This is a genomic window from Nitrospira sp. MA-1 (assembly GCA_032139905.1).
Taxonomy (GTDB): domain Bacteria; phylum Nitrospirota; class Nitrospiria; order Nitrospirales; family UBA8639; genus Nitrospira_E.
On the sequence record JAQJDB010000007.1, the window covers coordinates 530,689 to 546,341 of the forward strand.

At 49.4% G+C, this 15,653-nt stretch carries 13 protein-coding genes; 10 read left to right on the plus strand and 3 right to left on the minus strand.

Translation table 11 applies throughout. The features are described from left to right. Positions 1–18 precede the first annotated feature (18 nt). Genes PJI16_15135 through PJI16_15145 form a run of 3 tightly spaced genes read left to right on the plus strand, consistent with a single transcriptional unit; the run spans position 19 to position 3,690 of the window. Positions 19–1,089, plus strand: a complete 1,071-nt coding sequence (locus PJI16_15135; GenBank protein MDT3778899.1) for a glycosyltransferase — start codon at positions 19–21, stop codon at positions 1,087–1,089. A 22-nt stretch (positions 1,090–1,111) separates the two neighbouring features. Further along, positions 1,112–2,296, plus strand: coding sequence for a glycosyltransferase (locus PJI16_15140; GenBank protein ID MDT3778900.1), 1,185 nt, complete (start codon positions 1,112–1,114; stop codon positions 2,294–2,296). After that, a complete protein-coding gene (locus PJI16_15145; protein ID MDT3778901.1) occupies positions 2,290–3,690 on the plus strand; it encodes an undecaprenyl-phosphate glucose phosphotransferase in 1,401 nt (466 codons plus the stop codon). Before PJI16_15140 ends, PJI16_15145 begins: the two co-directional genes overlap by 7 nt. Positions 3,691–3,895: 205 nt before the next feature. Here the strand turns inward: PJI16_15145 and metG are convergent, their stop codons facing one another. From metG to tmk, 3 genes are all read right to left on the minus strand, one after another. Continuing rightward, positions 3,896–5,881, minus strand: coding sequence for a methionine--tRNA ligase (metG, locus tag PJI16_15150; protein ID MDT3778902.1), 1,986 nt, complete (start codon positions 5,879–5,881; stop codon positions 3,896–3,898). A gap of 89 nt (positions 5,882–5,970) precedes the next feature. Beyond that, entirely contained in the window at positions 5,971–7,002 is a 1,032-nt protein-coding gene (gene holB / locus PJI16_15155) for a DNA polymerase III subunit delta' (GenBank protein ID MDT3778903.1), read from the minus strand. Further along, on the minus strand, positions 6,962–7,759 hold the full coding sequence (gene tmk, locus PJI16_15160) for a dTMP kinase (protein MDT3778904.1): 798 nt from the start codon (positions 7,757–7,759) through the stop codon (positions 6,962–6,964). Before tmk ends, holB begins: the two co-directional genes overlap by 41 nt. Positions 7,760–7,920: 161 nt before the next feature. Here tmk and PJI16_15165 point away from each other — a divergent pair, with 161 nt between their 5' ends. From PJI16_15165 to rfbD, 7 genes are all read left to right on the plus strand, one after another. Next, positions 7,921–8,598, plus strand: coding sequence for a DUF502 domain-containing protein (locus PJI16_15165; GenBank protein ID MDT3778905.1), 678 nt, complete (start codon positions 7,921–7,923; stop codon positions 8,596–8,598). Between the two features lie 35 nt (positions 8,599–8,633). Further along, on the plus strand, positions 8,634–10,145 hold the full coding sequence (glmU, locus tag PJI16_15170) for a bifunctional UDP-N-acetylglucosamine diphosphorylase/glucosamine-1-phosphate N-acetyltransferase GlmU (protein MDT3778906.1): 1,512 nt from the start codon (positions 8,634–8,636) through the stop codon (positions 10,143–10,145). 137 nt (positions 10,146–10,282) lie between these two features. Next, the gene (glmS, locus tag PJI16_15175) at positions 10,283–12,112 is read left to right on the plus strand and encodes a glutamine--fructose-6-phosphate transaminase (isomerizing) (GenBank protein MDT3778907.1); all 1,830 of its coding nucleotides are present in this window, start codon (positions 10,283–10,285) and stop codon (positions 12,110–12,112) included. A 76-nt stretch (positions 12,113–12,188) separates the two neighbouring features. Next, positions 12,189–13,283 carry a dTDP-glucose 4,6-dehydratase gene (gene rfbB, locus PJI16_15180; protein MDT3778908.1) on the plus strand — a complete coding sequence of 365 codons (1,095 nt, stop codon included), beginning with the start codon at positions 12,189–12,191 and terminating at the stop codon, positions 13,281–13,283. A 72-nt stretch (positions 13,284–13,355) separates the two neighbouring features. Further along, positions 13,356–14,231, plus strand: coding sequence for a glucose-1-phosphate thymidylyltransferase RfbA (gene rfbA / locus PJI16_15185; protein MDT3778909.1), 876 nt, complete (start codon positions 13,356–13,358; stop codon positions 14,229–14,231). Positions 14,232–14,237: 6 nt separating this feature from the next. Beyond that, on the plus strand, positions 14,238–14,792 hold the full coding sequence (gene rfbC / locus PJI16_15190) for a dTDP-4-dehydrorhamnose 3,5-epimerase (GenBank protein MDT3778910.1): 555 nt from the start codon (positions 14,238–14,240) through the stop codon (positions 14,790–14,792). Continuing rightward, entirely contained in the window at positions 14,789–15,625 is an 837-nt protein-coding gene (rfbD, locus tag PJI16_15195) for a dTDP-4-dehydrorhamnose reductase (protein ID MDT3778911.1), read from the plus strand. Before rfbC ends, rfbD begins: the two co-directional genes overlap by 4 nt. Positions 15,626–15,653 lie beyond the last annotated feature (28 nt).

Here is a 15,653-nt window from a genome sequence, read left to right on the forward strand (position 1 = left end):
TGAGAAATTGGGGCCGTAATGCGGGTTCTCCAAATTGTTGCCGATGGTAAACCCGGGGGAGGCACAACGCATGTGCTTCAGATCCTCAAAGGTTTACGGCATGCCGTCTCTTTTCAACTCATTACGGAAGAACAATCATATTTAATGAAGGAAGCCGGTGCTCTTGGAATTCCCTGCCAGGGGCTTCGTTTTTTTATTAGCCGGCTTAATCTTGCCCTTCCTTTCCAGCTTCGTGCGCTGGTTTTGGCCCTTCAACCTGATCTGGTTCATGTCCATGGTGGGCGTGCGGGGTTTTTCTTTGCGTTATCTCTATTGAAAATCCCGATGGTATATACCGTCCATGGATTTCATTTTATTGAAAAGTCCCCGAGAATTCGCCGGATGGCATTAATGGCGGAACGTTGGAATTTTCGACGTGCTTGCCATTCTATTTTCGTGTCGAAGTATGATGTGACTCTTGCAGAAAATTCTCGATTACTATCAGGTTGTGACAAAAGGGTCGTCATCTATCCTGGTTTTTCTTTGAAAAATCTTCCGAAGGCTCACCCGCGTACGCTCCTACATATTGGGTTTCTTGGACGATTGGAATATCAAAAGGATCCTCTCTTGTTTTTAGAAATGATGGCCTATCTGCCTGAGTATTCGGCCACGATTGTTGGTGATGGGGCGTTGGCTCCGATGATCAAGCAGGAAATTGCCAAGAGGGGTTTATGCGGACGGGTTCACATGGTTGGGGAGTTGTCTCATGGAGAGGCTCTGGAAATTCTCGCTACTTTCAGCGTTGTGGTTTTAACCTCCAGGTGGGAAGGCTTGCCGGTTTTGGTCTTAGAATCTATGGGTATTGGGGTTCCGGTCGTGAGCATGAATGTGAGTGGATTGGAAGAAATCATTCATCACGAGGTAAATGGAATGCTGGTAGAGAAAAGAAGAGGGGAAGATCTTGCGGATAAAGTTAGAATAATTACCCACAATGAGGGTCTCAGGGCTTTCCTCATTAAGAATGCACAAGCGACTATTCACGAGGAATTTTCCATGGACAATATGCTGGGTTCGATCTTGAAAATATATCAAGAAGCATCTGTTGCATAGCGGTCGGTTATAAAGGACACAAGTGAAGGTTGCGCTGGTTCATGATTGGCTTACTGGAATGCGAGGGGGGGAGCGGTGCCTTGAAGCGTTGTGTGAACTGTTTCCTGATGCGCCAATTTATACGTTGTTCCACGTAAAAGGCAGTGTGTCGGATACGATTGAGCGGCATCCCATTATTCCAAGCTTTCTAAATAGAATCCCGTTTGCGAAGAGCCGATATCGGTATTTGCTCCCTTTCTTTCCTTCAGCCATTCAGCGGTTAGAAATTCAACAGTATGACTTGGTGGTGAGTTCGAGCCACTGCGTGGCCAAGGGTATTCGAGTGCCTCGCGAGACCTGCCATATATCCTATGTTCATACCCCCATGCGATATATCTGGGATGGATTTGATACCTATTTCGGAAACGCAGGATTTTGGAATGTTGGCAGGTTAGGAATGGCCCTTTTTCGGGCGCGACTTCAGCAGTGGGATATGGAATCCAATGCCCATGTGAGTCGTTTTATTGCCAATTCCCACAACGTGGCAGAACGAATCACGCGACAGTATGGGAGACCGGCATACGTGGTCTACCCACCCGTCGATTGGCAGGGCCATCAGGTGTCGCGTTGCCATGAAGGATTTTTCTTGATGGTCACGGCCTTTGCGCCTTACAAAAAAGTTGACCTGGCCATTGCCGCAGCGAATGAATTAGAGATTCGATTGAAAATTATTGGCCAAGGACAGGATGAAAAACGATTAAAGCGAATGGCCGGCCCTACTGTCGAGTTTCTTGGCTGGCAGCCAGACCATCGTGTCAGAGACTTTTACAGTCGGTGTCTGGCTGTTCTCTTCCCCGGTGAAGAGGATTTTGGTATTGTGCCATTGGAGGCAATGGCCACCGGGAAACCGGTAATTGCCTATGGAAAGGGTGGAGCCCTTGAAACCATCGTTCCTCTCAATCCTTTGCCTAAGCTAGGCGAAAATCATTTAGAATGGGGCGCTCAAACGAGGGAATCTCATTCCGGGCTGACCGGGGTCTTCCACTATGAGCAGTCGGTCCAAGCAATCATCGAAGCCATTCAGTTATTCAAACAGCACCTCACTGAGTTCGACCCGGATGCGATTCGGGACCATGTTGAACCATTTGATCGCTCGCATTTCAAAGAGCAGGTGCAGCAAGTTATCATGTCCGCTTACCATGAGTTTCGTCGGGTCCCACTATGTTGAAACGTCACAGTGAGTTTTTAAAAAATCTTCTCTTCCTCTCCGATTTGGTTGTGATCTGCGTATGTTGGGTTGGCGCCTACTTCATTCGTTTTTCTGTGCCGCTATTTCCCATTACCAAGGGCATTCCTTCCATTGACCCGTATCTCTGGCTGCTTTTTCCAATTGTCGCCGTATGGGGAATTTGTTTTTATTCATTTAATCTCTATCGGCCTAGAAGAATGGGATCTCACCTGGCGGAATTTGTCGACATTGCCAAGGCCAATACGCTGAGTATCCTGATCTTGGTCGCATTGACCTTTTTCTCGAAGCCGTTTGAGTTTTCCCGTTTGGTGATCATGTATTTTTGGTTGTTGAATTTGGTGGTATTGGGTTTTTCCAGGATGGTTTTTCGGGAAATTCTCAGGGTATTCAGGCGTATGGGATACAACCAACGCCAGGTGGTGATTATCGGAGCAGGAAAACTTGGGCAGAGGGTGGGAGATACACTCAAAATGCATCCAGAGCTTGGCCTCCAGGTTCGCGGGTATTTGACCAGGAATGCTGAAAAGGTTGGTCAAACGTTGGAAGGGACACCTGTCATTGGAACATTTGACCAGGCGGCAGAAGTTTTAACCAGCAATGTGGATATCGTATTTTTGTGCTTGCCTCCTGAAGTGGAAAGTGAAGCTGAGGGACTGATGAAAATTCTGTCTGCCACCACAGCAGGAGTGAAGATCATTCCATCCATTTATGAGTTCGTGACGTTGCGGGCGGAAGCCGAAATGTTCGAGGGCCTTCCTATTATTACTCTCCAGGGATCTCCGCTTTACGGGTGGAATTTGTTTTTGAAACGGATGGTTGACGTTTGTGGTGCCGCCGTGGCCCTGGTGGTGGCCTCACCAATCGCATTGATGATTGCGGTACTCATTAAACTCACCTCTCCAGGCCCTGTCTTTTACCGGCAGACTCGTGTTGGCCTTGATGGGAAATCGTTCAATATTGTGAAAATTCGGACCATGCGTATGGATGCCGAAGAAAAGACAGGTCCCGTCTGGACAAAAGCCCACGACCCACGCAGGACGCCCATCGGGACGTTTCTGCGACGAACCAGTTTGGATGAATTGCCGCAATTCTGGAATGTCTTAAAGGGAGAGATGAGTATTGTGGGGCCGCGTCCCGAGCGACCGGAGTTTATCGAGAAATTCAGGGCCCAGATTCCCCAATATAACCTGCGTCACACCATGAAAGCCGGAATTACGGGTTGGGCACAAATTAATGGATTGCGCGGAAATACCTCTTGGGAAAAACGTTTAGCCTACGATATGTATTATATTGAGCATTGGTCGTTATGGCTGGATGTGAAGATTATGATTATGACTCTTTGGAAGGGGTTGGTCCATCGGGAGGCGTATTAGCCTTTCACTCTTTGTGCAGCGACACGGAACCCTTCCATGTAAGTCTCTTTGGCAATCGGGTTGAATTTCTTTCCTCGTAATTATTCCTGACATTTTCCCGAGGATGTAGTTTCTTCATTGCGTGAAAGGGCATCAGCGATTCTTTTCAAGAAAAATTTGGGGGGAGACGTCCCTGAATTTGTGAGTAACAGAAGCATAGAGGATTTCATTTGATCCTTGTCCCTGCAGGGATCTCCTGCGACATGTTTAAAAGTTCAAGGACCTCTTGATCTCCTGCAGCTAACACCATCCCTTGGGATTCAATCCCCATCAGTTTTGCCGGCTTGAGATTCGCCACGACAACAATGGTTCGCCCTACCAATTCCTCCGGGGCATATTTTTTCCCAATTCCAGCTACGATCTGACGCTGTTCTGTGCCGATATCCACCTGGAGCTTGAGAAGTTTTTCGGACTTTGGAACTCGCTCTGCCGTTAAGATTTTGGCGACCTTTAATTGAATTTTTTGGAAATCGGCAATGCTGATCAGTATGGCGTCGACTGAGGCTGTTTGCTGTTGGGTCGATTGAACGGTCTGAGGTGTTTCCATGTGTGTCCTGTTCGGGTGAATGGTCATTTTCTGTTCAGGGCTCTTCTGGGATTCCTGTGGGGAGGAATCTCTTCTGGGGAATAGCGAAGGGCCTTTACTGGTTTGTCCCTTATAGAGGTAGGCCCCCCAACGAGGGAATTCTTGCAATGCGGGTGTGGAAAAATTGGTCGACAACCCCAGTCGAGTTTTCATGGTTTCGGCGATCTGTGGCATAAATGGATACACCGCCAACGTAAGAAATCGCAAGACCTCCGTGAGATGAAACAACACGGTGTGAAGACGAGGGGTGTTCCCAGGATCCTTAGCCAACTTCCATGGAGCGGTTTTATCAATATATTGATTGGCTGACTGGACCAAACCCCAGGTCGTTTCCAATGCGCGATTAAATTCTAAGTGGCGAAGGTGCGCGTCAATGGTAGGGAAAAGGGATGAAGCCGCATGTTGGAGTTGACGATCCTGATCCGTTTCGTGCTGGGCGTCAGGCTGAGGAACGGAATTGTTGGAAAAATTCGCCAGCATCGTGAGCGTGCGGGAGAGCAGATTGCCAAGATCGTTTGCCAGTTCTGCGTTATACCGGTTCCCGAATGCTGAGATGGAAAAATCTCCATCCTGGCCGAATGGCACTTCCCTCAAAAGAAAATAGCGAAAGGCATCTGCGCCGAATTCTTCTACCACGGCATAGGGATCAACGACATTCCCTCGACTTTTTGACATCTTTTCTCCATTTACGGTCCACCAGCCATGCGCAAAGATGGATTGAGGGAGAGGCAGTTCCAAACCCATTAACATGGTTGACCAGTAGACGGCATGGGTGGTCAGGATATCTTTTCCGACCAGATGGAGGGAGGCGGGCCAGAATGTTGAGGTGCTGGGAGTTGGAGAGATGTACTCCAGTGCTGACAGGTAATTAACCAGGGCGTCGAACCACACATAGGCTACGCAATCCCGATCAAATGGCAATTCGACACCCCACGACAACCGTGACTTGGGTCGGGAAATTGACAGATCTTCCAGGGGCTTTTGGAGAAACCCTAAGACCTCATTGCGACGGGAGTCGGGTTGAATGAAATCGGGGTTTTGTTGGATATGCTCCTTCAACCGGCTCTGAAACCGACTCATGCGAAAAAAGTAATTTCGTTCACTCACTTGTTCTACTAGTCGCCGACAATCCGGACACAGGCCGTTCTCCACATCCTTTTCTGTCCAAAATCGCTCATCAAATGTGCAATACCAACCGGTGTATTCGGCTTGATAAATCAAGTCTTTGTCGTAGAGGACTTGAAGGTACCGCTGTACGATTGCCTGATGTTGGAGATCGGTGGTGCGAATAAACCCATTGTTGGAGATATGCAATTGCGACCAGAGATTCTTGAACTTTGGCGTGAGGAGGTCACAATGTGCTTGCGGATCGATCCCGGCCTTCGCGGCAGCCTGTTGAACTTTTTGCCCATGTTCGTCTAATCCGGTGAGGAAAAACACCTCGTGGCCTGTTAGCCGGTAAAACCGGGCTAGAACATCGGCGGCGATGGTGGTGTAGGCGTGTCCGATGTGAGGCACATCGTTGACGTAATAGATAGGAGTGGTGACGTAAAACGTGTTGGACATGACAATACATCCTCTGTTAACTCCGAACCCTCATGTGTAAAACGACTCGGGTGGTCGTTGAACCGGGGTAAGCAGGCAATTGATGGTTGTTAGGCGAGCTCTGGTGAATTCGATAATTCCAATTGGTCGTGGAGATGAAAGAAAAATTGCTCCAATCCGATTTGCACATTAAGATTTCGTTGTTGTCCTCGCTCGAGTTGGTTGAGTTCATGGATTAAGGCCAGAAGTGAAGAAGGGGTAATCAGTTGGGCCAACTCGCGAAGAGCAGATTCTTTATCCTGGTACAACGTGGGAGACAAGGAATGATCCAGGGTCAGCAACAGCAAGTCCCTGAGCCCTGCCCAAAACCAATGAATCGCTTCCTGTACCTGGTTAGATTTGACCAGCCCTTCACTCATATCCATCACCCGTGAAGCCGACGCAGTATGTTCCCCAAATAGCAGATCCCAGTACTGACGGAGTTTCACCTTTAATTCTACGGGGTCACAAGACAAAGCTGAACCCAATCGGCCTTCCGCAAATGCCGCGATTAACCGGGCATCCGAGGCTTCTCTACCCGTCCGGTCTCTCAGGAATTCATAAATGCTGGTAGAGGAAAGTGGCGCAAATCGTAATGTAATGCATCGGGACCGAATCGTCGTCAGTAGGTGTTCTGGACGGCTGGTGATCAAGAGAAAGAGGCAATGGTCTGGAGGATCCTCCAATGTCTTGAGCAAGGCATTGGCCGCTTCCTTGGTCATGGAGTCGGCCTGATCAATAAGACATATTTTATGTGACCCCAGGAGAGGACGATAAATGACCAGATGTTCGATATTGCGAATTTGATCAATGGGAATTTTGGGATTCTGTTTCTGGGTATCTTCGGGTTGAATCAACAGAAAGTCGGGGTGTGTGGCTTGGGCAATTTGGTGGCATGACCGGCAGAGGCCGCAGGCATCAGGTGTGGGTGCCGTCTGGGGTGCCTCACAGTGCAGATATTGGGCGAGCGCGACAGCGGTCAGTCGTTTCCCAATGGTCGGTTCTCCATGAAACAGATAGGCATGTCCCAGATGATTCGTGGAGACCGCTGTTTGGAGCCATTTAATCGGTCGTTGATGCCCGACGAGATCTCGAAATGCCATGTTGAGGAGCCCCTTTCGTCTGGACGCGCTTGGTAGGGCGGCTGGGTTGATGAATTGTTTGAGTCAGGCATGTCGATGGCAACGTCTGAATGAGATGTGACATCATGGACGCGATGAGCGTGTTCAGGATATCAGGAGACTGCCTGGCATCCAATTTTTGAATACGTTGGGGGTTCTCCTTTGCGAGGGCGAGGAAGCCTCGACGCACGCGTTGATGGAAATCCAAGGATTCCTGGTCAAGCCGATTTTGGTGTCCGGCCTGTTGTCGTCTGGTCAACCCTTCTTGGGTCGGGAGATCGAGTAAAAAGGTGAGGTGTGGAGTCAGTCCTTCTGTAGCAAATCGGTGGGAATGCTTAAGAAAAGTGATATCACGGTGTCGTCCGTATCCCTGGTAGGCCAGGGTTGAATCAAAAAACCTGTCACAGAGCACAATGATGCCTTTGGCAAGAGCTGGCCGAATCACATGAGCCACATGTTGGGATCGGGCAGCCAGGATCAGAGATGTTTCACATTCTGGAGTGATGATTTCATTATTGGATTTCGTTATAGAGTAGGAAAGCAAAAGACGACGAATGGCCTCGGCAAAGGGGGTGCCCCCAGGCTCTCGAGTTTCTAATACCTGATAGCCTTGAGCACGAAGTGCTCGAGCCAACCGATGGCATTGCGTAGTTTTTCCGGACCCTTCTGTACCTTCAAAGGTAATGAATAACCCGGAAGGCAGTTCACCTTTTCCGTTTTTGTGGTTTCTTGGTTTCATGGAAATTTACACTGAGCGATCCTAGTCTAAGTCATTGAAATTCGCAAGAAAAGTCTTGCGGGAATCCAGTCCTAATTGTAAGATGCGGTAACATCCCTGTGGCTTCCTTCCTTAAGTAATGACCCTGCCTGCCTATGTAGCGGGTACAAGGCAATCTTTTCATGAATACCCTTCGCGCCTCCCTCAGACGCTATTTTTTGACAGGCCTGTTGGTGATTACCCCAATTTGGGGAACCATTCTCATTTTAAAAACCCTGTTTGTGACTGTGGATAGTATTCTGGGAACCGCATTAGCGGATTTGGTGTTGCCCGATTATTACTTCCCTGGTCTAGGTATTTTGGCATTATTGCTGTTAATTTTTTCTGCCGGGGTCTTTGCCACCAATTTTTTGGGTAAACGATTAGTTGTCCGGTGGGAAGAATTTTTAGACCGTGTTCCGATCGTACGTGGGATTTACGCAACACTAAAGTCGATGATGGATATTTTGTCCTTTAAACAACGTGAAAAATATAACAAAGTGGTGATGATTCAATTTCCAAAAGAGGGACACTATTGTTTATCGTTTGTCACGGGGGAGACCAGAAAGGAAATCCAGAATCTGGCTCCAGAGCCTCTGATTCATGTGTTTGTCCCCACGTCTCCAAATCCCACTTCCGGGTATTTTCTCCTGGTTCCCGAGAGAGAAATTGTTCCTGTAGATATGGGAGTTGAGGAAGCCATGAAGCTTATTGTGTCAGGTGGGTTCTATTCTCCTCCAGATAAATCCTCTAGCATTGAAATTGCAAAAAAACGGGATAGAATGACGATCAAGGACTCACCAAAAGTCCAAACCCCATAAACAAGTAACCTTTGACCAATGGCATGACAAGCGTAATGAGTGGTAAAAAAAACACGGCCGCGATGATTCTGGCTGCGGGGCAAGGTACCCGGATGAAATCGGCTTTGCCCAAAGTCTTGCATCAAGTGGCCGGTCGTCCCATGCTGTGGTACGCCGCGACCTTGGCCAGGAAAGTGGCGACACAGACCGTTGCCATTGTGGTCGGCCATGGATCGGAACAGGTCCAGGCCTATCTCGAACAGGAAAAGGCTGATTTTGAGCCGTTTGAAGTGGTGATCCAGGAGAAGCAATTGGGGACGGGGCATGCGGTTCAACAGGCTTATCCCGTGTGTACCAGGAACGACGCTAACCAGGCCGACCAATTCTTGATTCTTAATGGAGATACCCCCTTATTAACCCAAAGCACCCTGGCTTCACTTGTTGATTATCATCAATCTGAAAAGGCTGGCCTGACAATTTTAACGACGGTCATACCGGAATCACATGGATACGGGCGAGTGGTTCGCGGGCCATCAGGCGAGATCCGCCGTGTCGTCGAGCATCAAGATGCTTCAGCGGAAGAACGCGGTATTTCGGAAATTAATGTTGGGACATATGTCGTAGACGCCAGCTTCCTTGGGAAGGCATTGAGCCAATTGCGTCCGCAAAATGCCCAAGGGGAATTTTATATTACCGATATTATTGAAATGGCGGTTCAGCAAGGCCTGAAAGTTGCGGGATGGGTGACGAATGATTATTTGGAGACGACTGGGATAAACACAAGAGAACATCTGGCCATAGCCGAGAAAGAAATGCGACGACGAATTTGCCAGCGTCTCATGTTGTCCGGGGTCACCATGTTGGATCCTGAACGTGTGATTGTTGACGATGGGGTTGAGGTCGGAAGGGATACCAGTCTGTATCCTGGAGTGATGCTGGAAGGTCGGACCGTCATTGGAACCAATTGCGTTATTCACGGCAATTCGAGGTTGAACAATTGCTTGGTCGGCAATAACGTCCTCATTCAGGATTCGTGCGTGTTGCTGGACGCCCAAATAGAAGAAGGGGCGGTCATCGGGCCATTTGCACATTTGCGTCCTGGTAGCGTCATTCATCGAAAAGGCAAAGTGGGTAATTTTGTAGAATTGAAGCAGACTGAAGTTGGAGAAGGGTCTAAGGTCAACCATTTAAGTTATCTCGGAGATACGGTGATTGGCAGGAATGTGAATGTCGGCGCCGGGACCATTACCTGTAACTACGATGGATTTCGAAAGGCACGGACACAGATTGAGGACAATGTCTTTATTGGGAGCGATGTGCAGTTAATTGCTCCGGTTACGATAGGAGAAGGGGCGTTGATTGCGGCAGGGACCACCGTTACGAAAAATGTTCCACCCAATGCATTGGGAATTTCTCGAGTGGCGCAAATCAATAAAGAAGGTACGGCCGCAAAACGGCGAGAAATTCTGTCTTCATCCTCAGCTGCCCATACTCAGGCCAAACAGCATGATGACCCGGAACCATCGTCACTCGGATCGAACCTTCAACAAAAAAAAGACTCTGTCTAGTGTCCCCTATTGATGAACGAAGCCGAGCGATGTCTGGCTGGACTCATGTGTTTTCGTTCCAGATTTCACTGGTCGATACCATCCTGATCTTTCCCATAAAAATAAAAAACATCATGAGATGTAAGGAGCGTTAGATTATGTGTGGAATCATCGGATATGTTGGAGGTGAATTAGCGACCCCTATTTTAGTGGCCGGGCTACAACAGCTGGAATATCGAGGGTACGATTCCGCCGGGATTGCGATTCAACATAATGGAGAGCTGACGATTCGAAGGACGGTGGGCAAGCTCACCAATCTCCAGGCCGTTTTGCAAAACGGAGCTGTCGCTGGAACAATAGGAATTGGTCATACCCGTTGGGCCACGCATGGTCGGCCATCTGAACAAAATGCCCATCCTCACCGTTCGGGAGAGATCGTCCTCGTTCATAACGGTATCATTGAAAATTTCCTGGATCTCCGCCATCGATTGGAATTAGAAGGCTTTCGATTTGAGTCTGAAACCGACACTGAGGTTATTGCGCATTTATTATCCTCGCTGACGTTAAAAGGGCATGGGCTTCAAGAGGCGGTCAGGTTAATGGCCAATGACCTGCATGGGAGTTATGCCATCGCCGTAATGTCGTTGGCTGAGCCAGGATGTATCGTCGTCAGTCGTTCAGGATGCCCCCTGGTGATTGGCCAAAATGGAAAAGGGGCATTTTTGGCTTCTGATGTCACTCCTCTCCTGGCCCATATGCGGGAGGTAGTGTTTCTTGAAGACGGAGATATCGGCATTTTGAAAAATTCTGGTATTGCCATTTTGGATTCGGACGGCCAACCGAAAAATTTCAAACCGGTTACGATTGACTGGGATGCTGAGGCAGCTGAAAAGGGGGGCTATCCGGATTTCATGATGAAGGAAATCCATGAACAGCCACAGGTGATCATGGATACGCTTCGGGGCCGGTTTCAATATGAAACGGGCGAAGCGGATCTTCCCGATTTGGCCATGACCGATGAGGAGTTGCTCAATGCCAGGCGAATCTGGATCGTTGCCTGTGGGACGTCCTGGCATTCAGGGCTCGTCGGGAAATATTTATTCGAAGAAATGATTCGACGTCCCGTTCAAGTGGATATTGGATCCGAGTTCCGGTACCGGGAGCCCATGATTCAAAAGGATGATTTATTTATTGCTATTTCACAATCAGGCGAGACGGCGGACACCCTGGCGGCGGCACGGGAAGCTAAGCACCGAGGGGCTCGTGTTCTGGCGATTGTGAATGTGGTGGGGAGTACTCTGGCTCGCGAAGCCGATGGGGTGATTTATACGAGATGTGGTCCTGAAATTAGCGTGGCTTCCACGAAAGCCTTTACCGGACAGGTGATTGCCTTATATCTATTGGCCTTGCATGTGGGACGGGTGCGTGGCACGTTAAGTCCGGAGGAAGGACGGTGGTGGTTGGATCATTTCCTCAAGCTTCCCGGCCAAGTCGAGTATATTCTCAAGCAAGAAGCGGCTGTTCAAGCCATTGCCAATCGGTATTATCAAAAACGAAATTTTTTGTATTTGGGTCGTGGGATTAATTATCCCATTGCCCTGGAAGGTGCCTTGAAACTCAAAGAAATCTCATATATCCATGCAGAGGGGTATGCAGCGGGGGAGATGAAGCATGGTCCTATTGCGTTGATTGATGAAGACATGCCCGTAGTCGTCCTATCGCCTAAAGATCGGCTCTATGAAAAGTCTGTCAGTAATCTGATGGAAGTGCGCGCCAGGAGTGCCCCCGTGATTGCATTTGTAACCGAAGGGGATCATGCCTTGGATCAGGTTGCCGATCACGTGTTCGCGATTCCTGCTGTCCATGCGCTCTTGACCCCGATTCTGTTTACCGTCGGTCTTCAACTGCTGGCCTATCATATCGCGGTGTTGCGAGGGGTAGATATTGACCGTCCGAGAAATCTTGCCAAGAGTGTGACGGTTGAGTAAGGCGTTCTTCCGATATCTCACCGGAGTTTATCCTGGTTTGTCCCCAAGGCTTCTATCAATTGGAAAGTATTGATTCATGGAGACCATGATTGTGACCGGAGGCGCCGGGTTTATTGGCGCCAATTTTGTTCGGATGGCTCTACGCAAGACCGAGGCACGGATTGTTGTCGTGGATAAATTGACGTATGCGGGTCATCGAGAAAGCCTTGAAGGATTATGGGACCATCCCCGTCTAGATTTTGTCCAGGCAGATATTGCCGATGCGGGAGAAATGACCAGGGTCATGGATTCATTCTCTCCCAGGTGGTTGTTGAATTTTGCCGCTGAATCGCATGTAGACCGGTCCATTGACGACCCGTATCCCTTTATCCATACCAATGTCACGGGAACGCTGGTGTTGTTAAACGTGGTCCGGCGTTTCCTGAAGCATCGCACTCCCGAGCACCAACGGGAATTTCGGTTCCTGCATGTTTCGACTGATGAAGTGTATGGAACGTTAGGCCCAACAGGGTTGTTCTCCGAAGAGACGCCCTATGCCCCCAATTCCCCCTATGCGGCCTCGAAAGCCAGTGCCGATCATTTAGTGCGCGCATTTTATCACACCTATGCTCTTCCGACGTTGATGACCAATTGCTCGAATAATTATGGGCCTTTTCAATTTCCCGAAAAGCTCATTCCTCTCATGGTCTTAAATGCCTTGGAAGGGAAGCCTCTTCCGATTTATGGGGACGGTCAGAATATACGGGACTGGTTGTTTGTTGAAGACCATTGTGAAGGCTTACTCCTGGTCCTTCAGCAAGGCATACCTGGAGAAAAATATAATCTTGGCGGGCGTTCGGAACGATCAAATCTTGACGTCGTCGACGCCCTATGCCGGATCTTGGAAGATGTCGTACCCAGCGGTTTGAATTCCTCCCTGTCTCAACGTGGCATTATACGATACGCAGACCTGAAAGTATTTGTGACTGACCGTCCCGGTCATGATTTTCGTTATGGAATTGATACCACCAAAGTTCAAACGCAATTGGGTTGGAGCCCCCGCCACTCTTTCGAGTCCGGGCTGCAGCGGACCATTGAATGGTACGCTGCCAATCGACAATGGTGTCAGTCTGTGACCGCGAACTCCTATCAACGCGAACGACTTGGATTAGCCTCGGTTCCATCGACATAGGGGCAGGGACGTTCTTTCATTTTGGCAAGGTACCATGAGAAGGACGAAGACATTAGAATACAAAGGGGCACGATGAAGGGAATTATCCTAGCGGGTGGATCGGGAACTCGGCTTTATCCCTTAACCCACGCCGTGAGCAAACAGCTCATGCCGGTTTTTGATAAACCGATGGTCTATTATCCGTTGTCGACCCTCATGCTTGCTGGAGTCCGCGAGATTCTGGTGATCACGACTCCGCATGAGCAGGAAGGGTTCGTCCGGTTGTTAGGTGATGGCAGTCATCTCGGGTTAGCAATCCGCTACCAGGTTCAACCCCGACCGGAGGGAATTGCGCAAGCCTTTGTAATTGGGCGGGAGTTTATCGGGCGGGATCGGGTGGCGCTCATTCTGGGTGATAATATTTTTTATGGGCATGGGCTGTCTCGCTATCTTCAGGAAGCGGCCTCTCAGGCCTCAGGTGCGCAAGTTTTTGCCTATCAGGTTCGGGACCCTGAACGATACGGTGTGGTGACCTTTAACGATCACGGACAAGCCACTAGCCTGGAGGAAAAACCCCTACATCCCAAATCACCCTATGCGGTAACCGGGTTATATTTTTATGACAATCGGGTTGTGGCCATAGCCGATTCTCTCAAGCCTTCGGCGAGAGGAGAGTTAGAAATCACCGATGTGAATAGAACCTATTTAGAGGCAGGATTGCTGCATGTGCGGGTGTTGGGGCGTGGGATTGCCTGGTTGGATACGGGGACTCACGAATCGCTCATGCAAGCGGCCCATTATATTCAAGTTTTGCAAGAGCGACAGGGTCTGATGGTTTCCTGTCCGGAAGAAATCGCCTACAAAATGGGTTACATTCAATCCGATGACGTGTCCCGCTTAGCCACGAAAATGAAAGACAACGGGTATGGGCAATACTTGCTGCATTTAGTGAATCAGGGGCAGGAGTAACCGGGCATGAAATTTCTCCCAACCAGCCTGACGGAGGTTCTGATTGTTGAGCCTGATGTGTATCGGGATCCCCGTGGATGGTTTTTAGAAACGTATCATCTTCAAAAGTATCAGGAGGCAGGAATCCCGCTTCCTTTTGTGCAGGATAACTGTTCATCGTCGGTCCGCGGGACGCTTCGGGGTCTTCACCTTCAAAGGACCCGCCCACAAGGGAAGCTTATTCGGGTGATCCGAGGGGAAATTTTTGATGTCGCGGTCGATATTCGAAAGGGGTCGCCGACTTTTGCCTCATGGGTGGGAGTGAACTTAACGGCAGAGGATTTCAAACAAATTTATATTCCTCCGGGTTTTGCCCATGGATTTTGTGTCCTCAGCGAGGTGGCGGAAGTGGAGTACAAATGTACCGATGTCTATGCGCCTGGCGGTGAGGTGACCATTCGATGGGATGACCCACGTATTGGCATTCAATGGCCGATCGATCGGCCACTGCTCTCCACAAAGGATGCTGCTGGGCAGTTACTTGACGACCTGTGCGATCACCTTCCGGTTTATCAACCATGAGGCAGAGTCGAATTTTAATCACAGGGGCCCAGGGGCAATTAGGGCAGGCACTACAACGGCAATATGCCGACCATGAGGTCACAGCCTGGGATCTTCAGGATCTGGATATCACGGAATTTGAGGAAGTTAAGAAAGCCCTTGATCAACTACGACCACACATCGTGATTAATGCGGCTGCTTTTACGCAGGTGGATGAGGCAGAAGTGAAACAGGATGCTGCATTCCGTGGCAATGCCCTGGGCCCGAGAAATCTTGCCGTGGTGACGAATGACTTGGGAATGACTCTTATCCATTTTTCCACCGATTATGTGTTTGATGGTCAGCAGAATCGGCCGTATCATGAATTCGATCGTACGAATCCGTTAGGCGTCTATGGGCAGAGTAAATTAGCCGGTGAATCGGCGGTTCGGACAGCGAACCCACGGCATTTTATTGTCCGGACGGCCTGGCTTTATCACACTGTGGGGAAGAACTTTCCCAGTACGATTTGTCGAATGGCGGGACGAGAGGTTGTCAAAGTCGTCAGCGACCAGTATGGGTCACCGACCTTTGCCCCCCATCTTGCCCAGGCAGTATTCCAGTTGGGTGAGACCGATGCCTTTGGGACCTATCACATGGCCGGTGCAGGCGGAGCCAGTTGGTACGAATTAACCCAAGCGCTTTATCAGGCGTTGGATATTCAAACCTCGGTTGTGCCTATAGCCACCGCGCAATTTCCTCGACCTGCTCGAAGACCACCCTATGCCGTGCTGACCTCTCTGCAGAACCCCTTGATTGAATTGCCATCCTGGGAAGAGGGCGTTCGTGATTTTGCCAGTCAGTGGAAAGGCTAGGAATCGTCCTCTGTTCCGTGAATTATCT